The organism is Lactobacillus amylovorus DSM 20531, from assembly GCF_002706375.1.
GTDB lineage: Bacteria > Bacillota > Bacilli > Lactobacillales > Lactobacillaceae > Lactobacillus > Lactobacillus amylovorus.
Genome location: NZ_CP017706.1, coordinates 1,974,946 through 2,000,218, shown reverse-complemented (window position 1 = coordinate 2,000,218; position 25,273 = coordinate 1,974,946). Strand labels below are relative to the sequence as shown.

The 25,273-nt window shown below is 37.8% G+C and carries 21 protein-coding genes, 1 tRNA gene and 2 pseudogenes; 11 read left to right on the top strand and 13 right to left on the bottom strand.

Annotation, left to right across the window (positions count from 1 at the left end; all coding sequences use genetic code 11):
• Positions 1 to 3: 3 nt before the first annotated feature.
• From LA20531_RS10245 to LA20531_RS10230, 4 genes are all read right to left on the bottom strand, one after another.
• Positions 4 to 1,407 (bottom strand): class II fumarate hydratase, encoded by a 1,404-nt coding sequence (locus tag LA20531_RS10245; RefSeq protein ID WP_056939321.1) that lies wholly within the window; start codon positions 1,405 to 1,407, stop codon positions 4 to 6.
• A 130-nt stretch (positions 1,408 to 1,537) separates the two neighbouring features.
• A complete protein-coding gene (locus LA20531_RS10240; protein ID WP_056939320.1) occupies positions 1,538 to 2,239 on the bottom strand; it encodes a methionine ABC transporter permease in 702 nt (233 codons plus the stop codon).
• Positions 2,232 to 3,293 carry a methionine ABC transporter ATP-binding protein gene (locus LA20531_RS10235; RefSeq protein WP_056939319.1) on the bottom strand — a complete coding sequence of 354 codons (1,062 nt, stop codon included), beginning with the start codon at positions 3,291 to 3,293 and terminating at the stop codon, positions 2,232 to 2,234. Before LA20531_RS10235 ends, LA20531_RS10240 begins: the two co-directional genes overlap by 8 nt.
• A gap of 11 nt (positions 3,294 to 3,304) precedes the next feature.
• Positions 3,305 to 4,159, bottom strand: coding sequence for a MetQ/NlpA family ABC transporter substrate-binding protein (locus tag LA20531_RS10230; protein WP_056939318.1), 855 nt, complete (start codon positions 4,157 to 4,159; stop codon positions 3,305 to 3,307).
• Positions 4,160 to 4,578: 419 nt separating this feature from the next.
• On the opposite strand from LA20531_RS10230, the gene LA20531_RS10225 reads away from it, so the two are divergent.
• Positions 4,579 to 5,520, top strand: coding sequence for a DNA/RNA non-specific endonuclease (locus LA20531_RS10225; RefSeq protein ID WP_056939317.1), 942 nt, complete (start codon positions 4,579 to 4,581; stop codon positions 5,518 to 5,520).
• A gap of 45 nt (positions 5,521 to 5,565) precedes the next feature.
• Here the strand turns inward: LA20531_RS10225 and LA20531_RS10220 are convergent, their stop codons facing one another.
• The 5 genes and pseudogenes from LA20531_RS10220 to LA20531_RS10200 all read right to left on the bottom strand — a co-directional run bounded on the left by LA20531_RS10220 (position 5,566) and on the right by LA20531_RS10200 (position 11,281).
• Complete coding sequence (locus LA20531_RS10220; RefSeq protein WP_056939316.1) at positions 5,566 to 7,983, bottom strand: cation-translocating P-type ATPase; 2,418 nt, start codon at positions 7,981 to 7,983, stop codon at positions 5,566 to 5,568.
• An 87-nt stretch (positions 7,984 to 8,070) separates the two neighbouring features.
• On the bottom strand, positions 8,071 to 8,577 hold the full coding sequence (locus LA20531_RS10215; RefSeq protein ID WP_056939315.1) for a dihydrofolate reductase: 507 nt from the start codon (positions 8,575 to 8,577) through the stop codon (positions 8,071 to 8,073).
• Positions 8,578 to 8,585: 8 nt separating this feature from the next.
• Entirely contained in the window at positions 8,586 to 9,542 is a 957-nt protein-coding gene (locus LA20531_RS10210) for a thymidylate synthase (RefSeq protein ID WP_056939314.1), read from the bottom strand.
• 127 nt (positions 9,543 to 9,669) lie between these two features.
• A pseudogene (locus tag LA20531_RS10205) lies at positions 9,670 to 11,058 on the bottom strand (amino acid permease).
• 134 nt (positions 11,059 to 11,192) lie between these two features.
• Positions 11,193 to 11,281: transfer RNA gene (locus LA20531_RS10200), tRNA-Ser, on the bottom strand.
• 130 nt (positions 11,282 to 11,411) lie between these two features.
• Here LA20531_RS10200 and bsh point away from each other — a divergent pair.
• Both bsh and LA20531_RS10190 read left to right on the top strand, forming a co-directional pair.
• A complete protein-coding gene (gene bsh / locus LA20531_RS10195) occupies positions 11,412 to 12,389 on the top strand; it encodes a choloylglycine hydrolase (protein WP_056939313.1) in 978 nt (325 codons plus the stop codon).
• Positions 12,390 to 12,492: 103 nt separating this feature from the next.
• Positions 12,493 to 13,068 carry a phosphatase PAP2 family protein gene (locus LA20531_RS10190; RefSeq protein WP_013437709.1) on the top strand — a complete coding sequence of 192 codons (576 nt, stop codon included), beginning with the start codon at positions 12,493 to 12,495 and terminating at the stop codon, positions 13,066 to 13,068.
• 52 nt (positions 13,069 to 13,120) lie between these two features.
• Here the strand turns inward: LA20531_RS10190 and LA20531_RS10185 are convergent, their stop codons facing one another.
• Complete coding sequence (locus LA20531_RS10185; RefSeq protein WP_022087193.1) at positions 13,121 to 13,954, bottom strand: DegV family protein; 834 nt, start codon at positions 13,952 to 13,954, stop codon at positions 13,121 to 13,123.
• Between the two features lie 226 nt (positions 13,955 to 14,180).
• Between LA20531_RS10185 and eno the strand changes: the two genes are divergently transcribed.
• Complete coding sequence (eno, locus tag LA20531_RS10180; protein ID WP_013437707.1) at positions 14,181 to 15,467, top strand: phosphopyruvate hydratase; 1,287 nt, start codon at positions 14,181 to 14,183, stop codon at positions 15,465 to 15,467.
• Between the two features lie 215 nt (positions 15,468 to 15,682).
• Complete coding sequence (locus LA20531_RS10175) at positions 15,683 to 17,044, top strand: IS4 family transposase (protein ID WP_099202230.1); 1,362 nt, start codon at positions 15,683 to 15,685, stop codon at positions 17,042 to 17,044.
• A gap of 235 nt (positions 17,045 to 17,279) precedes the next feature.
• Here LA20531_RS10175 and LA20531_RS11950 read toward each other — a convergent pair.
• The 3 genes and pseudogenes from LA20531_RS11950 to LA20531_RS10165 all read right to left on the bottom strand — a co-directional run bounded on the left by LA20531_RS11950 (position 17,280) and on the right by LA20531_RS10165 (position 18,391).
• Positions 17,280 to 17,521 (bottom strand): annotated as a pseudogene (locus tag LA20531_RS11950) (DUF4767 domain-containing protein).
• Positions 17,522 to 17,605: 84 nt separating this feature from the next.
• Complete coding sequence (locus LA20531_RS11945) at positions 17,606 to 17,893, bottom strand: hypothetical protein (RefSeq protein WP_168170596.1); 288 nt, start codon at positions 17,891 to 17,893, stop codon at positions 17,606 to 17,608.
• 9 nt (positions 17,894 to 17,902) lie between these two features.
• Positions 17,903 to 18,391, bottom strand: a complete 489-nt coding sequence (locus LA20531_RS10165; RefSeq protein ID WP_201779580.1) for a nitroreductase family protein — start codon at positions 18,389 to 18,391, stop codon at positions 17,903 to 17,905.
• A gap of 133 nt (positions 18,392 to 18,524) precedes the next feature.
• On the opposite strand from LA20531_RS10165, the gene LA20531_RS10160 reads away from it, so the two are divergent.
• The 6 genes from LA20531_RS10160 to LA20531_RS10135 all read left to right on the top strand — a co-directional run bounded on the left by LA20531_RS10160 (position 18,525) and on the right by LA20531_RS10135 (position 25,255).
• Positions 18,525 to 19,388, top strand: a complete 864-nt coding sequence (locus tag LA20531_RS10160) for an ROK family protein (protein ID WP_056940519.1) — start codon at positions 18,525 to 18,527, stop codon at positions 19,386 to 19,388.
• A gap of 184 nt (positions 19,389 to 19,572) precedes the next feature.
• Positions 19,573 to 20,955: a glycoside hydrolase family 1 protein gene (locus LA20531_RS10155; protein ID WP_056940518.1), complete on the top strand. Its 1,383-nt coding sequence runs from the start codon at positions 19,573 to 19,575 to the stop codon at positions 20,953 to 20,955.
• Positions 20,955 to 22,376, top strand: coding sequence for a PTS sugar transporter subunit IIC (locus LA20531_RS10150; protein WP_056940517.1), 1,422 nt, complete (start codon positions 20,955 to 20,957; stop codon positions 22,374 to 22,376). Before LA20531_RS10155 ends, LA20531_RS10150 begins: the two co-directional genes overlap by 1 nt.
• A gap of 158 nt (positions 22,377 to 22,534) precedes the next feature.
• Positions 22,535 to 23,257, top strand: coding sequence for a GntR family transcriptional regulator (locus LA20531_RS10145; RefSeq protein ID WP_056940516.1), 723 nt, complete (start codon positions 22,535 to 22,537; stop codon positions 23,255 to 23,257).
• 9 nt (positions 23,258 to 23,266) lie between these two features.
• Entirely contained in the window at positions 23,267 to 24,748 is a 1,482-nt protein-coding gene (locus LA20531_RS10140) for a family 1 glycosylhydrolase (protein WP_056940515.1), read from the top strand.
• A gap of 96 nt (positions 24,749 to 24,844) precedes the next feature.
• Positions 24,845 to 25,255 carry a DUF3284 domain-containing protein gene (locus LA20531_RS10135; RefSeq protein ID WP_056940514.1) on the top strand — a complete coding sequence of 137 codons (411 nt, stop codon included), beginning with the start codon at positions 24,845 to 24,847 and terminating at the stop codon, positions 25,253 to 25,255.
• Positions 25,256 to 25,273: the final 18 nt, after the last annotated feature.

Genomic DNA, 25,273 nt, shown 5'->3' with positions numbered 1-25,273 from the left:
CTATTATTCTTCTGGAGTGGACTTGTCGACATTAGTCATCTTCATGTAGTCCATCCATTCATCGTATTGCTCTTCGGTAACCTTGCCGCTCTTTAAGGCAGCTTCTTTCAAAGTAGTGTCCTCTTTTTGTGCAGCTTGGGCAATTTTAGCAGCCGCATGGTAACCAATGTGTGGTGATAAAGCAGTAACTGTCATCAATGAGTTTTCAAGCAAATCATCCATTCTTTCATCGTTAACAGTTAAGCCATGAATCATTCTATCAGCAAAACCAGTAATTGTACCAGTTAATATATCACAAGAATCAAGGAATGAAGCAATCATGACAGTCTTAAAGACGTTCATTTCAAAGTTACCTTGACTTGAAGCAAAAGTAATCGTGGTATCATTACCAAATACTTTAGCAGCAGCCATAGTTACAGCTTCGGCTTGAGTTGGGTTTACCTTACCTGGCATGATACTTGAACCTGGTTCGTTAGCAGGAATATTTAATTCACCGTAACCAGCTCTTGGACCTGATGCCAAGAATCTGATATCTTGAGCAATCTTAAACATGTCGGCTGCGAGCGTCTTAAGTGCACCATGCATTACATCAAGACCTGAGTGGTGAGCTAAGCCCCAGAACTTGTTGGTCTTTACCTTGAATTCATGGCCGTAGACTTCTGATAATTTACCGGCAATCTTTTCTGTCATGCCTGGAGCTGCGTTCAAGCCAGTACCTACTGCAGTACCACCAATGGCCAATTCATAAAGAGTTGGCTTTAATTCTTGAATGTATGACAAGTCATGTTTAAGTGCTGAAATATAGCCTGAAACTTCTTGACCAAAAGTTAAAGGAGTAGCATCTTGCAAGTGAGTACGACCAACCTTAACAGTCTTCCAGTACTTCTTTTCTTTAACTACTAATTCTTCAATTAAGTGTTGAACAGCTGGTTCAAGTTTATCAAGTGCTTCAACGGCAACGATGTTCATTGCTGTTGGGAAAGTATCGTTAGAAGATTGACCACGGTTAACGTCATCGTTTGGCAAAATGTTCAAACCTGGGTGCAACTTGTTAGCTAAGTTAGCAACAACTTCGTTGACGTTCATGTTGCTTTGCGTACCTGAACCAGTTTGCAAAACGTGAAGTGGGAAGTCCTTTCTTAAGTCTTCATCGCTCAAGGCTAAAAGATGATCAATTGCATCTTCAATTGCTTCACCTTTTTCCTTAGGTTCATCCCCAACTTCCACATTTGATTCGGCAGCAGCCTTCTTCAAATGCAAAAATGCACGGATGATTTGTAAAGGCATTAACTCACCGCTTGGAAAGTTATTGCGACTTCTTTCCGTTTGTGGACCCCACAAAGCATCCTTAGGAATTTTTACAGGACCGATGGTGTCGCTTTCAATACGATAGTTTTCTTCGCTCATTATTTTTCCTCTTTACATAAGCATAAGGTTTTTGTTAGTTTTCAATCACCTTTTATGATACCTGTAAAGGCTTTCTTTTTCAATTAAAGAAAAAAGATCTAGGATAGCCTAGATCTCATCTTAAAAATTTCTACCTATTTTGATGGTTCATCTTTTTAGCAAAGAAGTCACCAACAATTTGTACAATAAAAATCAAAATAATTACTAAGACAGTAGCAACTAAGGTAACGTCATTGTTAAAACGATTGTAACCATATGAAATAGCTGTGTTACCTAAACCACCGGCACCGATGGCACCAGCCATTGCAGTTAAACCAATCAATGAAATGATGGTTACTGTTGAAACGCGGATTAATTCTGAACGTGATTCACGTAAGTAAACATCAAAAATGATATCTGAAACAGTTGCGCCTAAACTTTGAGCAGCCTCTACTTTACCTGTGTCAACACTTTCAAGGGCAACTTGTACCTGACGAGCGTAGAATGGGAAAACACCTAAAGTTAATGGAACTAAGGCTGCCTTCATCCCGATTTGAGTACCAACAATCTTTTGCGTAACAGGTGCAACAAAGGCAAGCAAGATTACAAATGGAATAGCTCTAAAAATTGAAACGATCTTATCGCAAACGTTATACCAGAACTTGTTTGGACGAATACCGTCTTCTTTGGTTACAACAAGCAAAACACCAAAAATAATTCCAAGAATGCCACCGAAGATTGTGGCCCAAAAAGTCATGAATAATGTTTGAAAGATACTAGTTCCCCAGCCAGCGTCTCCGCCCCAGCCGAGTTGTAAGACATTTGGACAAACTTTTTCAAACCAACTAATCATCTAAATTCCCCTTTTCATCCAATCTAGTCAAAGTAACGTTTTGCTTCTCCAAGAATTCTCTAGCTTGCTTTTGCTTATCGGCATCCCCTTTAACCAAAACAACCAAAGTACCGATCGCTTCGCCATTTAATAGTTCCACGTTACCATAAAGCATTGAAACCTCTACTCCAATTTGACGGTAAAGTTCAATAATGATGGACTTAGTCACATTGGCAATGCTGTAAACTAGTTGATATACCTCTTCATTTGCTTCTAGCTTGCCAAGGTTCAAGGCCTCTAAAGTTTGAATAGCTTCAAGGCCACCACCAACAAAGCGTTTAGTCAATTCCTTCTTAGGATGCAAGAAGACTTGACGCAAATTACCTTTTTCAATCATCTTACCGTGTTCCATTACAGCAACCTTATTACAGATCTTCTTAACGGCATCCATTTCGTGGGTGATTAAAACTACAGTCAAACCTAATTGCTTATTGAGTCGCTTCAATAGATCCAAAATTTGTTGTGTATTTTGTGGATCAAGCGCACTAGTAGCTTCATCAGAGATCAAGATATCGGGGTGGTTAGCTAAAGCACGAGCAATAGCTACTCTTTGTTGCTGACCACCTGATAATTCAACTGGATAAAAGTTAGCCTTATCTTTCAAATCAACTAAATCAAGCAATTCTAATGAACGTTTTTCTAATTCTTCATCGGAAAGTTTTGCGTGCTTTAATGCAAAAGCAACATTTTCTAAAACCGTTGTTTCATTTAATAGGTTGAAACCTTGGAAAATCATGCCGATTTTTCGACGTTCCAGTTGCAATTGTTTATTAGAAATAACTTGTTTGCCCCCTTTAACAAAATCGACATCGTTGACCTTGATATTACCCTTGCTAGGATGTTGCAGGAGGTTAATCGTTCTAACCAAGGTTGACTTACCGGCACCAGAGAAGCCGACAACTCCATAAATATCGCCTTTTTCAACGTGCAAAGTTACATCGCTAACTGCTTTGACAACTTTACCCTTTTTTTGAGGAAAATCTACATCAATATGATCTAATTGAATAATGCTCATTCTAACCCCTCCTACTTAATCTTGATATCCCAAGCAGCAATTTGTGAATTACCGTAGTAGTGCTTAGTCAACTTCTTTGTCTTTTCAGTTTGGTAGGCCTTAACCACATCTTTGTAAAGTCGGTTGTTTTCTTGACCCTTCTTAGCACAAATGATGTTGATCCATTGCTTAGAATCTTTGTTAACTGGTTCAACGTAAATAGTTTGCTTATCGCCTAAACCAGCTGGACCAGCATAGTCGTTGTTAACTACTGAAGCATCAACTGAATTGATTACTCGACCAGTTTGTTCAGCACCAACTTCCTTTAACTTAAGGTTGCGTGGGTTCTTAGTGATATCGGCTACAGTAACAAGTGTCTTGCCCTTTCTTAAACCGATTAAGCCAGCGTTTTTAAGAACAAACAATGCTCTTGATTCATTAGTTGCATCATTTGGAATGGCAATAGTTGCACCATCTGGCAATTGAGACAACTTCTTGTATTTCTTAGAGTACAAACGAATTGGTGCAATATAAGTTTTACCGATTGGAACTACACCACCACCATTTGACTTGTTCCATGCTTTAAGGAAGGCGTAGTGTTGGAAAGCATTCAAATCAACATCGCCAGATTTCAAAGCCTTGTTTGGCTGGTTGTAATCAGTAAAATTCTTTATCTTAATCGTAATACCATATTTATCTTTAGCCGTTTGAGCAACGCTCCTCCAAATAGCTGCATCTTGTTTACTTTGTGAGACAACACCAACTGTTACAGTCTTGGCTTGGGTTTTACTTGGAATTCCTGATCCAAAACTAAACCAACCAGCAATTAAGATTAAAACGCCGATAATTGTCCAAATAATCGTATTTCTCCGTCTACGCTTACGCATGTAACTCAACTCCTAATAATGAAAATAAAAAAAGCATTCATCCTAAAAGGACGAATGCTCGTGTTACCACCTTTAATTCATTTATCACTCACGCGATAAATCTCATTGGCTATCAAATTAATAGCCTGCACTGTTAACGGGTGCAAATCCGCTGATAGCTAAATATCACTACCAGTCATCGTTCCAAGCCCATATTCGCTAGGGCCTATTTGCTAACTTTCACCACCACGTTAGTTCTCTTTATAAATAGGAAACTAGTTACTCAGCTCTTCAAGATGTTTGATTAATAATTTGCTATAAATAAGTTATCATCATTTTTTAATCTAGTCAATATATTTTTTAATTATTCTTCTGAGTAAGCGGTTTTATTTTATAATGTGGTTATATCTTATAATTTAATAATTGCTAAGGAGAAAGAAATGAAGAAAAATCACTTTCGAAGTTTTGCTCTCTCATTAGTAGCGGCAGTAGGCTTGATTTCCTTCGCCAATACTAATGTCCCATGCAATAACCAAACCGTTTATGCCGTTTCAGATAAATCACTCGCTAATCTGAAATTTCATAAACAAGAAATTGTTACGGTCGACCATAATGAACCGCGCTTCTCTAAAAGTACGTTGTCAAAGAAAAATGGTCCTTGGCAAAAATACAGTAATTTAGATTACTTAAATAGAGCTCAGGCGGCTAATGCCCTTTTGAATAAGAGATTGATGCCCCATAGTCCAAGAGCCGGTTTGACTTGGGATCCAACTGGTTGGCACAACAAACGCATTGCTAGTGGCTGGCTTTACAACCGTTGTCACCTAATTGGCTATCAATTAACCGGTCAAAATAATAATCCGCGCAACCTAATTACTGGAACACGTGAATTAAACGATCCAGACATGCTCAAGTACGAAAATGAAGTTGCCGATTATTTGAAAGACTCTTCAAGTAATTACGTTCGCTATAGAGTTACTCCGATTTTTAAGGGTAATGATTTGTTAGCAAACGGCGTTGAAATGGAAGCCAAGTCTCTTGGCAGCAATGCCGTTGACTTCAATGTTTATATCTTTAATGAGCAGCCTGGCGTAGTTTTAAACTATAAAGATGGTACTAGCCACGTCAAACATGGTTCAAGCACGATTGCTGAACATGTAAAAGCTAAAAGGCATTCCACTCGACATGTAACTAAAGTCAGAACTATTCATAATATTAAACATAAGATTTCTACTGCAAACTACCAAGTAATTGGCAATAAACGCAGCAAGATCTACCACGTTGCTAGTGGTGAAAACTATCATATGAGTTCAGCTAATGCAGTCTACTTCCCTTCAGAAGCTGCTGCTAGACGTGCTGGCTATCGTAAATCATTGAGATAAAGTAAAAAGAGATATCTGATTTTTCAAACAGATATCTCTTTCTTTTCACCATACGCTTTTTCGACCACGTTGATATGCTTCGTGTAGTTCTGCAAATGTCATATTCTTGCCTTTTTGATCAAAGACGACTAGCACTTCTTGCACGCCATCCAAGATTCTTGATAACCAACGGAAAATTGTCGTAGCTGCACAGAACAAGACAAGCAAAACAAATATTGCTTTATCAGAAATCATTGTCAATGAAAATAAATCATGTAAGAAAATAATCGCGAGCAGTAGTCCTAAGAACGAAATAAACATTACCAATGCTCTGAATTTATTAAGCGGTGCTGAAATATGGTACAAAACCATTGCACCAACTGCTACTAGCAATAAAGTAGCAGTAGTGCCGACATCGTTATGATCAAGTGAAATATAGCCTCCTGCAACTACCAAAATACTTACGGCCAACATATCGGTTACCCCACCTGGGATCGCTCTTGCCAAAACATTTGGGATAAATTGACCACGAATACGATTGTGGTTGCTTTCTAGAGCTAAGAGGAATGATGGCAAACCAATCGTGAAAGCAGAAATCAACGTAATTTGTGATGGCTGCAATGGATAATTAATTACCATTATTAGTGAGAAAATCGCCATCAAGAATGAGAAGATATTCTTTACCAAGAACAAACTTGCTGAACGTTGAATGTTGTTAACTACTTGTCTCCCCTCATTTACCACTTGTGGCATTTTAGCAAAATTGGAATCAAGCAAAACAACCTGGGAAGCTTGAACGGCAGCACTATTACCGGAGGCCATTGCGATTGAACAATCAGCTTTCTTCATCGCCAAAATATCGTTAACACCGTCACCAGTCATGGCTACAGTATTACCTAAATTTTGTAAGGCTTTAACGAATTTACGCTTTTGTTCTGGTTTAACTCTACCAAAGACGCTATAGTTTTTCACTGCATCCTCATAACCATCATCTGGTATTTCCTGGGCATCAATATCCTTATCGGCATTTTTAATACCAGCTTGTTTAGCTACTCTTGATACAGTTACCGGATTATCACCAGAAATAACTTTAATTTCTACACCCTGTTTAGCAAAGTATTCAAAGGTATCCTTAGCTTCTTTTCTAATTGGATTAGACAACAGAATGTAGCCATATACTTCAACCGGTTTAGTTAATTTCGAATCATCTTCAGTTAAAACACCAGGATAATTAGCAACGATCAAAACACGGTAGCCAGTTGCAGCATATCGTTCAAACTCATCTTTATACTGTTCAAATTGATCACGCAAGACCATTTCCGGCGCACCGATTAAAAGGGTATGATCATCGAAAATTACACCACTGTATTTATTAACAGAAGTAAAAGGCAAAATGCCACTAGCTTGCTTACCACTATTTTCAGTAAAATGCTCATGAATTGCCTTCATTGTTGCATTATCTGCTGGCATGCTGGCCGAAAAATCACCAATGAGTTGATCTAAGTTATTTCCTTTAAAATCCTTAGAAACAACTGCCCTTTCTACACTCAGTTTTGGTTCAGTAATCGTACCTGTTTTGTCAACACAAAGGACGTTAACACGGGCAAGTGTTTCTACACTCTTCATATCATGCAGCATTACCTGTTTGCGGGCCAAACGTACTGCGGACAATGCTAAGGCAATCGTCGTTAAAAGATATAATCCTTCCGGAATCATACCGATAATTGCGGCTTCCATAGAAACAATACTGCGGTATAGCGACATATGGTTGACAAAGAAACTCATCGAAAATAGTGCTATGCCCAGGGGAATAATGATAATACCGACCCATTTAATCAATTTATTGATTGAGCGCACCATTTCTGATTGTTCTCTGCTGCTCATTGCCTTAGCTTTAATAGTCAACTTAGAAATGTAGCTTTCTTTACCTACCTTTTCTAATTGCATATAGGCAGAACCTGAAACCACGAAGGAGCCTGACATCAGATCGTCACCGACTTCTTTAGTAATTTCATCGGATTCACCGGTTAAAAGAGATTCATTGACCCGGATATTGCCCTTAACAACTTTTCCATCGGCAGGAATCTGATCACCTGTCTTTAATAAAACAAGATCTCCCTTAACCAGTTTCTCAATCGGGACTTTTTCTTCTTTACTATCACGCAAAGCCACGATTTCGGTCGTGTTCATCACGTTCAACTTGCTCAAAATCTTTTTAGCACGAATTTCCTGCACAATTCCAATCACGGTGTTTAAAACAATAACCGGCAAGAAAGTCAGATCCTTATATGCACCTACAAAGATCAGCAAAATCGATAAAACCAAGAAAATTAAGTTAAAGTAAGTAAACAAGTTTTCTCGTATGATTTGTTTATTTGTTTTAAATTGATCATCAACGGCCTTATTTACTTCACCAGCTTGAATATGCTTCTCAACCTGGCTACTAGTTAGGCCCGTTTCTAAATTTGTTTTTTCTTCGTTCATTTTTATTACCCAGTAAATAATTAATATATTCTATTATAACCGAGAACAAAAAAAGCTCGCAAATCTGCGAGTCTTTTTAAATAGTTTTTAGTCTTTTCTAACATAGGTTAAAAAAGTATAAGGATATTTATTCTTACTATCTACATCATGAGGCTCTTTATGTACCAATTTAAACCGAGAATAATCAATCTCTGGCATAACTGTATCTGCCCTAAAAATCCCATCAATTTCAGTTTTTTCCAGCACATCAACTTGATCAAGCAATGCCTTAAAAATTGATACGCCACCAATCGCACAAATAGTTTCGGCTTGGTGATCAGCGAGATATTTATTCATTTCTTCTATCGAAGTTAAAATCTCAACTTGATCATTATCTTGCCATTTAGCTTTCAACTCTTCACTGTGAGTTAAAACAATATGCTTTCTTCTTGGTAGTAATTTTGGCAAACTAGTGAAAGTTTTTCTGCCCATTAAGATCGGATGATCAATCGTTTTTTCCTTAAAATGCTTTAAATCAGCTGGCAAATGCCATGGCAAATGACCATCTACGCCAATTTGTCTTTTTTTATCTTCTGCCCAAACATATTCGATCATGCTATCACCTAAACCGCAACTGGTGCCTTAATCGTACCATGGTGCTTGTAATCTACTACCTTGATATCTTTCATTTCAAAATCTTCAATGTGCTTCTTCTCAGGATTGAGCCAAAGTTGTGGTGAATCATAAGGCTTACGGGAAAGCAATTCCTTTACTTGATCAAAGTGGTTGCGATAAATATGAGCATCCCCTAGCGTATGAACAAATTCACCCACTTCAAGGTCAGTCTCACGCGCAATCATATTAAGTAAAAGCGCATATGAAGCAATATTAAACGGCACACCTAAGAACATGTCGCCACTTCTTTGATAAAGTTGCACGCTAATTTTACCGTCAACAACATAGAATTGGAACATTACATGGCATGGTGGAAGTGCACTGGTTGGAACATCTTCTGGATTCCAGGCAGTGACAATCATTCTGCGTGAATCAGGTGTTTCCTTGATTTGTTTAATCACATTGGCAATTTGATCAATAAAACCACCATCGCGCTTTTGCCAATGACGCCATTGGGCACCATATACATCGCCTAAATTGCCATACTTTTTGGCAAAGTCTTCATCATCAAGAATTCTTTGATCAAACTTTTTCATTTCTGCTTGATAAAGCTTGTTGAATTCAGGGTTACTTTGACTACGCAAACCGAAATCAGTCATATCGGGGCCTTGGTATTCAGCACTAGTTGCCCAATTTTTAAAGGCCCATTCATCCCAGATATGATTATTATGTTCTAGCAAAAAGCGAATATTGGTATCGCCACGTAAGAACCAGAGAAGTTCACTTTTAATCAAACCAAAGGGAACCTTCTTAGTCGTTAATAATGGAAAGCCTTTTGATAAATCAAAACGCATTTGTGCACCAAAATAACTTCTGGTACCCGTACCGGTTCGATCACTCTTGTCATGGCCTTCAGTCATTATCTTTTGCAAAAGATCCAAATATGGTTGTTCAAGAATTGCCATTTTCTACACACCTTTCAAGTTTTCATCTTGTTTAAGATACCATAGATCTGGTGTATTTGATAATGCAAACTACAAGATTTAGTATTTTTAAGCAAAATAGAATTGATGAACTGAATCATCTTTTTCATTAATTTTTCTTAAATTCGCCTTTATGTCTAATCAGGTAGACGACTGTTGCAACAATCAAGACCAATGCGCCGACAATAACTGAGATTCTCGTATCAGGATTAATGAACATGAAAACTACAATTACTAAGAGCATGGCAAAGGCAAAATAATTTGTGAATGGATAAAGTGGCAACTTAAATGGGTGAGTGGCCATTTTATCTTTATTGTGTCTTCTAAATCTAAGTTCGGCCAGCAAAATCACAAACCATGGGATCATCCCTGGTAAAACAGATGAACTGAACACAATAACAAATAAGTCTGAAGCAGAATGATTAAATTGTGAGGCAATTACGTTCAAGACAAAACCAATAAAGATACCACCTGAGATACCCATAATAGCGCGATCAGGCACGATTCTCTTGGAAATATGCTTGAAAGGACTAGGTGCTTCACCATCATGTGACAATTTAAACAGCATTCGACTTGATGAATAAATTCCTGAGTTGGCACCTGACAAGGCCGCAGTTAACACAACAAAGTTGATAATTGAAGCTGCCACAGTAATTCCTACTTTAGCAAAAGTAGTTACAAATGGTGAACCAAGACTACTCAATTTATTCCATGGATAAATAGTCACGATAACAAAGATCGCACCCACGTAGAAAATCAAAATTCTAAATAAAACTGACTTAACACTTTTAACAATTGCTTCTTGTGGGTGAGCAACTTCACCAGCTGAAATACCTAAAAGTTCGATTCCTTCATAAGAACCAACGATAATTGACATTGAGAAGAAGAAACCTTTGACGCCACCAGTAAAGAAACCGCCATGAGCCCATAAATTGCTGAAACCAGTTGGCTTACCACCGTTGCCAACACCGAAGAAGATAACAATGAAGCCCAAAACAATCATTAAAATAATGGTGATTACCTTGATCATCGCAAACCAGAATTCCAGTGAAGCATATGCCTTGGCACTAGCTAAATTGGCTAAAAGCAAAAATGCAATAATGATGATCCCCGACCATAAAGCACTGATATTCGGCCATCAATATTTCAGATATTCTGTCGCGGCCACCACTTCTGACATACCAACAACGATATATTCAAAGACATTGGCCCATTCGGCTAAATATCCAGCTAAGGGATGAACGTATTCTGTTGCATAATCCGCAAATGAACCTGTACCCGGATTGATGTAAAGCATTTCTCCGAGTGCTCGCATAACAATGTACAAAATCAAGCCCACAAACATATAGGCCAAAAGTACTGAAGGACCAGTCCACTTAATTGTTGACGTAGCCCCCATAAATAAGCCGACACCAATTGCTCCACCAAGTGAAATCATTTCCATTTGGCCAGCAGTCATTGTTCGACGCAGCTGGGGCGCGTTATTCTTTTTACTCATAACTCAACTCCATATAATTAATCTATTCCTATTAATTACTGGAATTAATTTACTTTTGCTTTTGGTGTTTTGTCAAGGGCAAAAATAAAAAAGCCACTATAAATTAGCAGCTTCATCAAAATTCATAAATAATAAGGAGTGTACAGGATTTGAACCTGCGCGCCAAGGAAAACTTGGTTCGCCGGATTTCGAGTCCGGTGCATTACCACTCTGCCAACACTCCATAACGCTAATATTATAACCTTATTGTTAGAAATAGTCCAAAAATATTTTCACTTTACACAGCATGACTTATTGTTATAATATAGAATATATCTAATATTTGAAATAAGATATAGAAAAGAGTTTTTAATATGTGTACTTCAATTGTGTTTAGTCCTAAAGATCACTACTTTGGTCGTAATCTTGACCTAGAAATAACTTTCGGTCAACAAGTCGTGATTACCCCTCGCAACTATGATTTTAAGTTCCGCAAGATGCCGGAATTAAAACAACATTACGCTATGGTAGGAATCGCCCTTAATGCTGGCGGCTATCCTTTATACTTTGATGCTGCTAATGAAAAGGGCTTGGGAATGGCCGGACTAAATTATCCTGGCAATGCCACTTACTATGACGTCAAAGATGGCAAAGACAATGTTGCTTCTTTTGAATTCATCCCTTGGATTTTGGGCCAATGCGCTACAGTAGAAGAAGCTAAGAAATTGCTTGCCAAAATCAACATTGCTGACATCAACTTTAGCGAAAAAATGGTTGCTTCTAAACTTCACTGGTTAATTGCCGATAAAACCGGCACTTCAATTGTTGTTGAAACTGATAAAGATGGTATGCATGTTTACGATAACCCTGTTGGCTGCTTAACTAACAACCCACAATTCCCTAAGCAATTGTTCAACTTAAACAACTACGCAGATGTTTCTGCCGCAATGCCAAAGAACAACTTCTCAGATCAAGTTAAAATGGACGGCTACAGTCGCGGCTTAGGTTCACGCAATTTGCCAGGTGGTATGGATTCAGAATCTCGTTTTGTCAGAGTAGCCTTCAACAAGTTTAACGCCCCTACTTCCGATTCTGAAGAAGAAAACGTGGACACTTACTTCCATATTCTGCATTCAGTAGAACAACAAAAAGGCCTGGATCAAGTCGGCCCAGATGCTTTTGAGTACACTATTTACTCTGATGGTATCAATTTGGATAAAGGTATCTTCTACTACACTACTTACACTAATAAGCAAATCAACGTAGTTGATATAAATAAAGAAGATTTAGACAGCAGTGATTTAATTACTTACGATATGCTCACTAAAGGTAAATTTAATCATCAAAACTAAAAATTGCGCAAATAATGTTAATTTTGTTTAAAGATTAGCATTATTTTTTCTTTTGCGGTTAAAATAGATTTTACAAATAAGTTATTGGGGATATTGTGCATCAATGAATAATTATTTAGTGTTGCTCCTTGCAGCAACTGTTTTATTGTTACTCATTTTTAATATCAAGACCTCACGTCGTTTTAATCTATTTGACCACTGGCTACACCATCAATTAGTTAAAAAACGCAGTGGTTACAAATGGCAAGTAATTGCCTTTATTAACGATCCCAAATTGATGGTCGTTTGGGACGTGCTCTTAGCTGGCCTTTTGTTAAATGAAGAGCGCAATTTAACTGCACTTTGGGTATTGGGTACCTTAGGTTTTGCGGATATTTCCGGCATCATTTTAAAGAGATTGATCCGGCGCAAGCGTCCTATTCTCCACTCAGACATGGAAGAAGGCTACAGCTTCCCTAGTGGGCACGTTTTAGGAGCAACGACCATGGGGCTAATTCTATTGCAGCTTTTTGCTAAAGATTTAGGACTCGCCTTCATCATCACAGTTATTGCTGTTTGGATAATGGTAATCATTTCTCGCTTGAGTTTAAAAGCCCATTACCCATCAGACATAATTGGTGCAACTAGTTTGGCAATCGTTTGCTTTAGCATTTCACAACAATTATTTTTAGCACTCTAAACAAAAACGAGTATGTTTCTTGGAACATACTCGTTTTATTTTAATTTATCTTTTATTCGTGAAAACCAACCATAATGCCGCCCTCTTCAGCATAAAAACTGCAAAGGCCGCGCATTGGACGAATCGTAACTTGAGCATCAGGATATTCAGCCAAGATCTTATCTTTGATAATCTCGGCATCTTTTTCATTTTCGCAGTGGTCAATAATCACTTCACCGCCGTGATAATTGTCGTCCTTCATGTATTTAAGCAATTCACGCATTGCTTTTTTCATACCCCTAGCCTTAGTTAATGGTTCAAGCTTACCTTCCTTGCTTGCCGTACCGATCAAGTTAATTTTCAAAAGACCGGCAACCTTGGCTGCGACTGGTGAGACACGCCCATTCAGAGACAAATTATGTAGTGATTGCAGAATAAAGAGCAAATGCGTACGCATTCTGAATTTGGCAATTACTTCTTCGAGATCAACAAAGCGGATATCGCCTTGAATCATTTTCTCAATACCGTGCAAAACAATAGTTAATTCAGGGCCCGCACTTCTTGAATCAACTACAATAATTTGACTGGTGGGATGCTTTTCCTCATACATTGTTTTTGCTTGAAGTGCTGAGGAAAAAGTACCACTCATACCACTAGTCATCGTGATGATGATAGCTTTTTCGGTACCTTCTAGTGCATTAAGCCAAGCTTGAATGCTAGGACAAGTAGTCTTACCGGCAACTTGATTTTGATTCATATCATTCAAAAATTCTCTGATATTCAAATTTTGATCGTCAATATAATCCTTACCGCCAAAAGAAATAGTCAAAGGTACTACTTCCACGTTGTGGTCAGGATCGCTTTTCATATTGCTACTAGAATCAATAATTAATTTAATATTCTCCATAATCAAATTCCTTATTTATCATAAACAATTATTTTAATACATGTATTATAGCGCATTGATATAGTAATTTATTATTGCCTTTATTAATTTTTAAAATGTAAACCGCTTTCATATGTTTACATGATCACAAAGTTAGGCTAAAATTTGAATTGTAAGCGGGACAAAAATTGTTCCGTATGGCATGCAAAATTTTTGTTACATGCCATAATTTTTGAGGAGGTTTATAATGCTCAAATCAGTTATTGAAAATGTACACGCACTCGAAATTTTTGACTCACGTGGTAACCCAACTGTTGAAGTTCACGTTACCCTTTCAAACGGTGTCGTAGGTAAGGCTGAAGTTCCATCAGGTGCTTCAACTGGTGAAAACGAAGCCGTTGAATTACGTGACGGTGGTTCACGTCTTGGTGGTAAGGGCGTTTCAAAGGCTGTTAACAATGTTAACACTGAAATCAACGACGCTTTAAAGGGTATGGACCCATTTGACCAAGCTAAGATTGACCAAACTATGATCGACTTAGACGGTACTCCAAACAAGGGTCGTCTTGGTGCTAACGCTATCTTAGGTGTATCAATGGCTACTGCTGTTGCTGCAGCTAAGGCTAACCACCAACCTCTTTACCGTTACCTTGGCGGTATTGATCTTGAAATGCCACAAACTTTCCACAACGTTATCAACGGTGGTGAACACGCTGACAACGGTATCGACATCCAAGAATTCATGATCACTCCAATTGCTAAGACTTCATTCCGTGATGGTTTCGAAAAGATCGTTAACGTATACCACACTTTGAAGAAAGTTCTTGAAGACATGGGTTACGAAACTGGCTTGGGTGACGAAGGTGGTTTCGCACCTAACATGAAGAACTCAGAAGAAGCTTTGAAGGCTTTACACGAATCAATCGTTAAGGCTGGTTACAAGCCTGGCGAAGATATCGGTATTGCATGTGACTGTGCTGCTTCATACTTCTACAACAAAGAAGACGGCAAGTACCACCTTGAAGGCAAGGTTCTTGACGATGAAGAATTAGCTGCATACTATGACAAGCTTTTGGACGAATTCCCAGAATTAATGTCAATGGAAGACCCATATGACGAAAACGATGTTGAAGGTATGGTTAAGTTCACTCAATCACACAAGGACCGTATCCAAATCGTTCTTGACGACTTCATTTGTACTAACCCAGCACTTTTGAAGAAGGCCATCAAGGAAGGTGCCGGCAACGCTTCATTAATCAAGTTGAACCAAATCGGTACTGTTACTGAAACTCTTGAAACTATCCGTATGTCACGTAAGAACGGCTACAACACTATGATTTCTCACCGTTCAGGTGAAACTGGTGACACCTTCATCGCTGACTTGGCTGTTGCTATCAACGGTGGTCAACTTAAGACTGGTGCTCCAGCTCGTTCAGAACGTGTTGAAAAGTACAACCGTTTGCTTGAAATCGAAGAAGAACTTGGCAAGGGCGAACGTCTTGCATTCTTCCCAGATGATGTTGACCACGATTAATTTCGATTAACCGAGTACAATTTCAACAAAAAGCATGTAGATTAATTTCCAATGTCATTAAGTTAAGACATTGACATTATATCGACAGCTTTTAAAGATCGAATCATTTTGATTCGGTCTTTTTTCTTTTTAAAATAAAAAGTAAGCAGAGTTTATTTGCCCTTCTGCTCACTTTCGTCATATTATCTGGTCTTTCATAGAAAGCTGTGCCTCTTATGAAATCCCTTCACTCAAATATTTTAAAGCTGATGGATAGTATTATCAATAAAATCGCTGACAACATTCACGATTTCTCTGTATCTGATCAAGCTTTTACTCGCTGTCGTAAGCTCAATTCCACTGATTTGATTAAGTTAATTCTTAACATGGGAGCTGGCAGCCTGAATTCGGAAATTTTTCATGCTTTTCCTGACATAAATTCTAGAATGACTGCTTCGGCTTTTGAACAACAAAAGGCTAAATTAAAGCCTGAATGCTTTAAAGAAATTATGGCTGAGCTTAGTCAGGCAAACAATGCACCGCAATTACTAGATGACAAATACTTAGTTGTAGCGATTGATGGTTCCGATTTTGATCAGCCTTTTAATCCAAAATCAAAGAATATTTTTCAAGGCAAAGATGGTAGAAAATATTGCCAGATACATGTAAACGCTTTTTATGATGTTTTGAATAAATTATATTTAGACATGGTTATCCAACCTAGACAAAAAATGGATGAACGTGAGGCAGCTTTAACCATGATAAAGAAATTAGCCCAGCAAGAAAAAGATTTTCTAGTCCTGATGGATCGTGGCTACATTAGCTTTAATTTAATTGAAAATTGCAATCGATTAAAACATTGCCACTATGTTATGCGATCAAAATCCGGAGATGGTGCTTTTAAAGAAATTGTAGCTATGTCGAATCATGAATACGATATTGACTTATCATGCAGAGTAACTTCGTCACATTATTATTATGTCACCCATAAAGATACAGAAAAGTTTCTTCACCTGATTCTTCACAAAAAGCATCACTATAAAGCTGTTCGTTCTAAAAATACCAGAGATCAACGCTGGGATTTTGAGGATATGTGTGATGTTAGATTTAGAGTTTGTAAGTTTAGAATCAATCCACCAGGTTCAGACGATGAGTGGGAAGTCCTCATCACCAATTTAGATCGAAATGAATATCCTCTAGCTAGAATGAAAGAGATCTATCATCTTCGCTGGGGAATAGAAACTTCTTTTAGGGAGCTTAAATATGACTTAAGCGGCATACAGTTTCATTCTAAAAAAGATCAATTTGTTTATATGGAAATATACGCCCATTTTGCAATGTATAATGCCGTGAGTTTATCAATAATTGCGAGCTCAAAACCGTATACTCAGGGAAAATATCAATATCAAATAGATTTTAAAATGGCCTGTTGTATCTGGCGACGATATTTTAGTATAAGTGATAATTCAGATAAAAACTTCACACAATTACTGCTAGATGTGGCATTTTATTTAACGCCCATTCGACCAGGAAGAAAAGATAAACGAAATCTAAAAGTTAAATTAGTAGTTGGCTTTCCTTATCGTCTAGCAGCTTGAACTAATTTAAACGGCTATCTTAAGATGGCTTATTTGTGCTATCAAAAAAAGACATTTATCAAATAAAATAATTCGATAAATGTCTCAAAAAGTGTCATCAGATTAGTCAATGTCTTAACTTAATGACATTGGATTAATTTCTACATGCTTTTTTGTTTCATCTTTAAACTGATTTATTTTTGATAAGCTTTTTTAAAGCCTTTAATTAAAGTGGCATCATTAACTTGTTTAACTACTACAACTCCACCTTTTTTGACTGATCAAGTAAAATTACGGGTTTCTTATTCTTTAAACAGAATAAATAAGTATTATGCCAAGATTTAAAGTTATCATTAGCAATTGCACAACATTGTATTGGTACTTATTTTTACCTAAAGGACTCCAACCGATCTTGATTGGCTTTTTCTTCAAGACAAATCTTGCTTGCGTAAAAGCTTGCGGATAAGTATCGCCCTTTTTAGTCTTTAAAAGATGAATACCATCGTAGAAACGATAAGTTTGACCAGATGATTTACTGCAGCTTGCAGTTTTTTAGTTTTGGTTTATTTCAGTTAGTTTTAACTATCTTTTTAGTTTTTGATTTGGACTTTTTCTTTTTATTCTTATCTTTTGCCTTTTTATCTTTAGTCTTTTCAACTTTCTTAGTAGTTTTTTAACTGACTTTTTGCTACTGCTACTTGCTGCTTTTTGTTTCTTAGCAACCTGATCTTTCTTATGCTCTACTTTAGGTTTCGCCTTTTTCTCAGTACCAATAGTAACTGCATCCCTGCCAAAATGAACCTGACTACAACCAGTCAAAGTTGTCGCCAGCATAATAGCAGACAATCCAAGTAAAAGTTTTTTATTCATAGATTTTCCTTAATAAATAGTTACTTGATAACGGTTAGCTCGATCTTCCTTTGCTGGTTCTTCAGCAATCTTGCCTACAGGAACAATTACTGTTGTTTGGAAATCACTAGCAATACCTAATTCTTTTTGAATGTCAGCATAATCATTCAACTTTACGGCACCACCCATGACATAAACTGAACCTAAACCTAAGTCGGTTGCTTCTAGCATAATATTTTCAGCTGCGGCAGATGCATCACGTTCACCAAACATGTTGCCCTTTTTAGTATTAAGTAAGAATAAAACTGGTGCATTATAACAAGCATCGCCTGTTGCTTTTTCGATTTCATTTCTTAATCCTTTATCTTTAACAACTACCAAATTCATTACATCTGGTTGATGCATGCCACAAGGTGAAGTTTGAAAAGACTCAATTAAATTTTTAATTTCATCAGCTGATACAGAATCTGCAGTAAATTTTCTAACTGCTCTTCTATTTTTAATAATTGCGTTGATCATATTTTTCTCCTCAGAGTTTTTCCTCTATATTTACTTACCTTTATTTTACTATTAGATAATTCATTGACAACGCTTTCAAAAGTATTTATGATAATTTATAAAAGTATATATTTTTAATAAGGAGCATAAGAAAATGAATTTAGCCGCAATTGATATTGGTGGTACAACAATTAAAATCGCAACTTGGAAAGACAATCAACTTCAAGATAAACATGCAATTGATACGCCAAAAGATTTAGATGGTTTCTACGAAGCTTTGACTGAAGAAGTAAATAAGATTAAAAAGGATACTAAGATCGAGGGCGTAGCTATTTCCTCCCCTGGTGCCGTTAATAAAAAGACTGGTATCATTGGTGGCTCAAGTGCTATTCCTTACATCAACAACTTCAAGATTGTAGATGAATTGGAAAAGCGTTTCGGTCTTCCAGTTTCTGTCGAAAATGATGCCAACTCTGCAGCTTTAGGCGAATTAGCTGAAGGTAGCGGCAAAGGCTGTGACAGTATGGCCTTCTTCGTTATCGGCACTGGTATTGGTGGTGCTTTGATCATTAATCAAAAAGTTTGGCATGGTGCTCACCTCTTTGGTGGTGAATTTGGTTATATGATCATGGGAGCTCACACTTTAAGTGAATTGGCTTCTCCTGTTGCCATGGCCAACCGCTACAATGAAAGAACTGGCAAGCACCTTGACGGTAAAACTATTTTTGAATTAGCTGATAAAGATGATCCAGTAGCTAGTGACGAACGTCAAACTTTAATCCACGCTTTAGCTGTTGCGATTTACAACATTCAACACAGCTTTGACCCAGAAAAGATCGTCCTTGGCGGTGGTATTTCTAATAACCCTGAATTGATTCCACTCTTAAATAAGGAAATCGATCGCTTGAGAGACGACTTAGATCTTGTAACTTTGAAACCAGATATCGTTTTGTGCAAGCTAAAGAGCGATGCAAACTTGCGTGGTGCAGTTGCTGATTTTGAGCAAAGCGCAAAATAATCACAAAATAAGTGTTATTTTATAATAAATCTATATACTACGAAGCCCATCATTATGGTTTTTTTCTTTTTGCAAAAATAAAAGTATATATTTTTATTTAAATAAGTCTTTATTTTTAAACATAATCTGATATACTTATTAATGTAATGAATTGAAAGTGCTTACAGAGGGAGAGAAGAAATAGATGACTGAAAAGCGCAAATTACCATCAACATTCTTCTGGGGCAATTCAGTTTCAAGTATGCAAACTGAAGGCGCCTGGAATGAAGATGGCAAAGGTCTTTCCGTCTACGATGTTCGTCCAGCTACTGACAACACTACTGATTGGCATGTAGCAATTGACGAATATCACAGATACGACGAAGATCTGGATTTGATGAAGGACATGCATATGAACATGTACCGGATTCAAATATCTTGGTCTCGTGTGTGTCCAGACGGTGACGGCGAATTCAATCAAAAAGGCATTGACTTCTACGACCGTTTGATCAATGCAATGCTTAAGCGTGGCATTGAACCAATGATCTGTCTTTACCACTTCGACATGCCGCTGAACTTAGCCAAGAAATACAATGGCTTTATGTCCCGGCATGTTGTTGATGCATTCGTCCGTTTTGGTAAAAAGATGATCGATCATTTTAGTGATCGAGTTAAGTATTGGATCGTCTTCAATGAGCATAACCTCTACTTCCAAGATGAAGTATTCAATATTTCAGGTTATGAAAAGGGAGACAAGAGTTTGGATGATATGTACACTATCTTCCACCACACGATGATGTGTCATATCCAACTAGCAAACTACATCCACGAAAATTACTCAGATGTAAAGATCGGTGGTATGCTTGCTTACCAACAAATTTATCCAGCAACGAGCAAGCCAGCAGATGTCTGGGCAGCAAAACAAGTGCAAGAGTTCTTGAACTTCAACATTTATGATGCTGACACAGGCCGCGGCTACTCACCAGAAGTGATGCAATACGCAAAGAATCATAATATTGCAATGGACATCACTGATGAAGATAAGGAAATCATGAAGAAAGCAAAGGCTGACTTCTTAGCATTCTCCTACTACTCATCCTGGGTTTTATCCAGCGATAAGATTCCTGCTGGTGAAGCTCCTAACCGTTACCTTAACGAAGGTGGCGTTGAAGCCAAATACGTTAAGACCAACGATTGGGGCTGGGCAATTGATCCACTTGGATTTAGGAATGCAATTACTACTATGTATAATTACTACCGCATCCCTATCTTCCCAATTGAAAATGGTATCGGCCTTAAGGAAACTTGGGATGGTAAGCATATGATCGAGGATGATGAACGTATTGCTTACCACCGTGATCATATTAAAGCTATGAAAGATGCTATTTTCGATGACGGTGCCCAAGTTCTCGGCTATCTTGGCTGGGGCTTGATTGATATTCCAAGTTCACATGCAGATATGGAAAAACGTTACGGCGCCGTTTACGTTAACAGATCAAACCATGATTTAAAAAATTTAAAGCGTGTACCTAAGAAATCATTCTATTGGTTCCAAAAGGTACTTAAAGATAATGGAGATGAATTATAATGGCTGATAAAAAGCAATCTGGTTTCGGCAATTTCGTTAACAGCAAAATAATGCCTCCAGTAATGAAATTCGTTAACACCAAAGCTATTACGGCTTTGCAAAATGGTATGGTTTACTCATTGCCATTCATTATTATTGGTTCTATTTTCTTAATTTTAGGAAATATTCCTATTCCAGCTGTATCAAATGCAATTAATGCTTCTGGTTGGGGTGCTGTCTTTGCCCAAGCAAACAACACTACTTTCCAAATGATGGGTCTTTGGGCTGCTATCGGTATCGCTTATGTTTACGTTAAAAACGAAAACTTCGAACCTTTAGCACCAGGTCTTACTTCTGCTGCTGCATTCTTAATGCTTCAAAACTTATCAATCGACAACCCATTAAAGGCTGCTTTGACCGCTGGTATTAACAATGGTCAAATGAGCGGTAAGGTTGTTACTGAAAACATCGACAAGTTACCACACGCATTACAAGCATTCCTTGAATCACCTGTTACTGGTGTTATCAACACTAAGTGGCTCGGTGGTGACGGTATGATCGCTGCTATTATCGTTGGTTTACTTGTTGGTTGGATTTACACAGCAATCATGAAGGCTGGTTGGACTATTAAGATGCCTAAGCAAGTTCCACCTGCAGTATCTAACCAATTTACTGCTATGATTCCTTCAGGCATCATTCTTACTGGTTCAATGTTAATCTACGGTGCCTTCAACGCATTCGCACACACTGACTTCTTAAACTGGATCTACAACACTTTGCAAATTCCTCTTCAAGGTATTTCAGACTCATTCGGTGGTGCTCTTGCTATCGGTTTCCTTGTTCCATTCTTCTGGTTCTTCGGTGTCCACGGTGGTTTGATTATGGGTTCACTTGTTGCCCCAATGCTTCAAGCCAACACTGCTGATAACGCAAGATTGTTCGCTGCAGGTAAACTTTCACTTGCAAATGGTGCACACGTTGTTACTAACGAATTCTACAACAACTTCATTAACTTAACTGGTTCAGGTATTACTATTGGTTTGATTGTCTTCACTTTAGTTGCTGCTAAATCTGTTCAATTGAAATCAATCGGTAAATTGGAATTAGTACCTGGTATCTTTAACATTAACGAACCATTCCTCTTCGGTTTGCCAATTGTTATGAACCCAATGCTTGCTGTTCCATTCTTCTTGACTCCATTAGTAGTTGCTGCTTCAACTTACTTAGTAATTAAAACTGGTATTGTTCCACCACTTAACGGTGTTGCCGCACCTTGGACTACTCCAGCCGTAATTTCCGGATTCTTAATCGGTGGTTGGAAGATGGCCATCTGGCAATTCTGTACTCTACTTATTTCAACAGCTATTTACTGGCCATTTGCTAAGAAGTACGATAAGGTATTGCTTGCTAGAGAACAAAAAGAAGCTAAAGAAGCAAAATAATCTAGATCAAAATTTGGCTTAAATAATTGAAAAAAAAGAGATGTTGTTGAACTATAAAGAAATAGTTAAATGATATCTCTTTTTTAGTAAAGTATAGATTTTTGCTGTAAAATAGGTGTATAAGTCTAAATTATTAATTAGAAATCAGATGATAAAATATGGCAAAGGCAAAATATTTAGAGGTCGCAGACGAATTAAAGAAAAGAATTGAAAACGACGTTTATAGTAGGCAAGAGCCCCTTCCCGATCAAGAGGCCTTTGCCGAAGAATTTAACGTCAGCAGACTAACTGTTAAGAAAGCTTTTGATGGCTTAGAGAGACAAGGTCTAGTTTATAAGCAATCAGGACTGGGAACTTTCGTTTCTGGAGACATTCCAATTAAATCAGCTCTAGACTCTCCTGCCAATGCATTTACAGGCTTAAGAAACTTATTAGGGAAAAAGAATATTAAAAGTCAGGTCTTACACTTCTCTGTAGAATTCCCAGACGAGCAAATGCAAAAGAATCTCGAGCTTAAAAAGAATGAGCCTATCTATAATATCGTTCGTTTAAGACTTTATGATGATAAACCATATATCATTGAGCATACTTATATGCCAATTAAATTAGTCCCTGACTTAGACGAAAAGATTTTACATGCATCAATCTATGACTACATTCATAAGAAATTAAAATTAAAATTTGGTCACGCTTATCGTAAAATCCGCGCAGCTAAGCCTAGCGAATATGATAAGAAATATTTGGGTGCCAAAGATGATGATCCAATGCTGGAATTGGAACAGATCATTTGGCTCACTAACGGTCAACCAATTGAATATTCAGTCAACCGTAATCGTTATGATACACGTGACTACGTTTTATTAGACAACAATAGATTTTAGAGGTATTTTATGGCATTTAATAAAGAATTTACTTGGGGCGGTGCTACTGCCGCTAACCAATACGAAGGCGGCTACGATGAAGGCGGCAAAGGTTTAAACGCCGTTGATGTTTTAACTAACGGTTCAGCAACTGAACCGCGTAAGGTTACTTGGAAGAAGCCTAATGGAGAAACCGGTGCTACTCCACTTGTCTGGGGTCAAGACTTCAAATTACCTGATGGTGCAGTACCAACGATGCTTGATGGTTACTATTACCCTAGCCACCAAGGAACTGACTTCTACCACCATTACAAAGAAGATATCAAACTAATGGCAGAAATGGGCTTTGACGTATTCAGACTTTCAATGAACTGGTCAAGAATTTTGCCAAATGGCGATGATGACAAGCCTAATAAAGAAGGATTAGCATTTTACGACAAAGTTTTCGACGAATGTGCTAAATATGGTATCGAACCATTAGTTACACTTTCTCACTACGAAACTCCCCTTTCCTTGATTACTCGCTTTGGTGGTTGGAAAGATCGACATTTAATCGACGCCTTCGTTCACTACTCAGATATCGTAATGAATCATTACAAAGGTAAAGTTAGATATTGGCTTACCTTTAATGAAATTAACGCCATGGATATGGCTCCATATATAGGTGGTGGTTTAATTGATGGTAGTGAGCAAAACCGTGCTCAAGGTGCTCACAACCAATTTGTAGCAAGTGCTAAAGTAGTTAAATTAGCTCATGAAATCGATCCTAACAACCGTGTAGGACAAATGCTGGCCTACTCCGCTTACTACCCATACACCTGCGATCCTAAAGATCAAATCAAAGTAATGGAAGCTAAACAAGAAATGCTCTTCTTCAGCGACGTTCAAACTGGCGGCCGCTACCCTGACTATCGTCTCAAGCAATATGAACGAGATGGCATTAAACTTGATGATACTCCAGAAGATTATGAATTAATTGCTAAATACCCTGCTGACTTCTTAAGCTTCTCCTGCTACACTTCTAATGTTTTAACTACACATGAAGCTGACGCTAAAGCATCAGGTAACGTTACCGCAGGTGGCGTTAAGAACCCATATCTTGAGAGTAATGCTTGGGGTTGGGCAACTGACCCAGATGTGTTAAGAATTGCCTTAAACGATCTCTGGGACCGCTATCACAAACCATTATGGGTTGTTGAAAATGGTCTTGGTTCAGCTGATACAATTGAAAAAGATGGTTCAGTCCATGATGATTACCGTATCAACTACTTACGTGATCAAATTAAATCAATGCGCGATGCAGTTACTATCGATGGCGTAGATTTGATGGGTTACACTACTTGGTCAGCAATCGACCTAGTATCAAATGGTACCGGTGAAATGAAGAAACGTTACGGCTTTGTTTATGTTGATCGTGATGATCGTGGCCATGGCTCACTCAAGCGCTACCCTAAGGATTCATTCTATTGGTACAAGAAAGTCATCGCTTCTAACGGTGAAGATTTAGATTAACCATAAAAGCAGTAGAGTCTGGCGAAAAAAGCTAGACTCTATTTTTGTAAAAAGATATTATTAAATTATGAGTGACATAGAGAGAAGGAAAGTTTATTGATTACTATTTCTAAACAATACAGTTTTAAGGCTATGGATTTCTTTGATTACCTTGATCATCAATTGATCACCAGCATTAAGCAAGCTCGCAACAACAATATGCCTGTTACCTTGCAATCTGGTACTGAGTATGAACAATCAGGAGCTAAGGTAAAGATCACAGAATACGAGAGAGGCAAGGTATATGCCGCTCACTTCGTTTCTGACCGCTTCGATATCATTATCAAGTATGTAACTGAAGACAACGATCAAGGCGTTAAGATCACCTTCAGCGAGGAAATGCTTCACTTCGAACGTGAGAAACATGGCAAACTGCAAACCATGTTTTACAATTGGCAACTTAAAATGGGCGCCAACAAGGAATTAAAACGAATGGCTGACAACGTTTATGCCAATATGGCTGCTTAGAATCGTCCTCTCAGCATC

Excerpts from the sequence above, each read along its gene's own strand:
- LA20531_RS10145 (WP_056940516.1), top strand. The coding sequence starts at position 22,535 with ATGGCAAAGGCAAAATATTTAGAGGTCGCAGACGAATTAAAGAAAAGA.
- bsh (WP_056939313.1), top strand. The coding sequence starts at position 11,412 with ATGTGTACTTCAATTGTGTTTAGTCCTAAAGATCACTACTTTGGTCGT.
- LA20531_RS10140 (WP_056940515.1), top strand. The coding sequence starts at position 23,267 with ATGGCATTTAATAAAGAATTTACTTGGGGCGGTGCTACTGCCGCTAAC.
- LA20531_RS10215 (WP_056939315.1), bottom strand. The coding sequence starts at position 8,577 with ATGATCGAATATGTTTGGGCAGAAGATAAAAAAAGACAAATTGGCGTA.
- LA20531_RS10220 (WP_056939316.1), bottom strand. The coding sequence starts at position 7,983 with ATGAACGAAGAAAAAACAAATTTAGAAACGGGCCTAACTAGTAGCCAG.
- LA20531_RS10240 (WP_056939320.1), bottom strand. The coding sequence starts at position 2,239 with ATGATTAGTTGGTTTGAAAAAGTTTGTCCAAATGTCTTACAACTCGGC.
- LA20531_RS10185 (WP_022087193.1), bottom strand. The coding sequence starts at position 13,954 with ATGGAGAATATTAAATTAATTATTGATTCTAGTAGCAATATGAAAAGC.
- LA20531_RS10150 (WP_056940517.1), top strand. The coding sequence starts at position 20,955 with ATGGCTGATAAAAAGCAATCTGGTTTCGGCAATTTCGTTAACAGCAAA.
- LA20531_RS10175 (WP_099202230.1), top strand. The coding sequence starts at position 15,683 with ATGAAATCCCTTCACTCAAATATTTTAAAGCTGATGGATAGTATTATC.
- LA20531_RS11945 (WP_168170596.1), bottom strand. The coding sequence starts at position 17,893 with ATGAATAAAAAACTTTTACTTGGATTGTCTGCTATTATGCTGGCGACA.
- LA20531_RS10235 (WP_056939319.1), bottom strand. The coding sequence starts at position 3,293 with ATGAGCATTATTCAATTAGATCATATTGATGTAGATTTTCCTCAAAAA.
- LA20531_RS10210 (WP_056939314.1), bottom strand. The coding sequence starts at position 9,542 with ATGGCAATTCTTGAACAACCATATTTGGATCTTTTGCAAAAGATAATG.
- LA20531_RS10155 (WP_056940518.1), top strand. The coding sequence starts at position 19,573 with ATGACTGAAAAGCGCAAATTACCATCAACATTCTTCTGGGGCAATTCA.
- LA20531_RS10245 (WP_056939321.1), bottom strand. The coding sequence starts at position 1,407 with ATGAGCGAAGAAAACTATCGTATTGAAAGCGACACCATCGGTCCTGTA.
- LA20531_RS10160 (WP_056940519.1), top strand. The coding sequence starts at position 18,525 with ATGAATTTAGCCGCAATTGATATTGGTGGTACAACAATTAAAATCGCA.
- LA20531_RS10190 (WP_013437709.1), top strand. The coding sequence starts at position 12,493 with ATGAATAATTATTTAGTGTTGCTCCTTGCAGCAACTGTTTTATTGTTA.
- LA20531_RS10230 (WP_056939318.1), bottom strand. The coding sequence starts at position 4,159 with ATGCGTAAGCGTAGACGGAGAAATACGATTATTTGGACAATTATCGGC.
- eno (WP_013437707.1), top strand. The coding sequence starts at position 14,181 with ATGCTCAAATCAGTTATTGAAAATGTACACGCACTCGAAATTTTTGAC.
- LA20531_RS10165 (WP_201779580.1), bottom strand. The coding sequence starts at position 18,391 with ATGATCAACGCAATTATTAAAAATAGAAGAGCAGTTAGAAAATTTACT.
- LA20531_RS10225 (WP_056939317.1), top strand. The coding sequence starts at position 4,579 with ATGAAGAAAAATCACTTTCGAAGTTTTGCTCTCTCATTAGTAGCGGCA.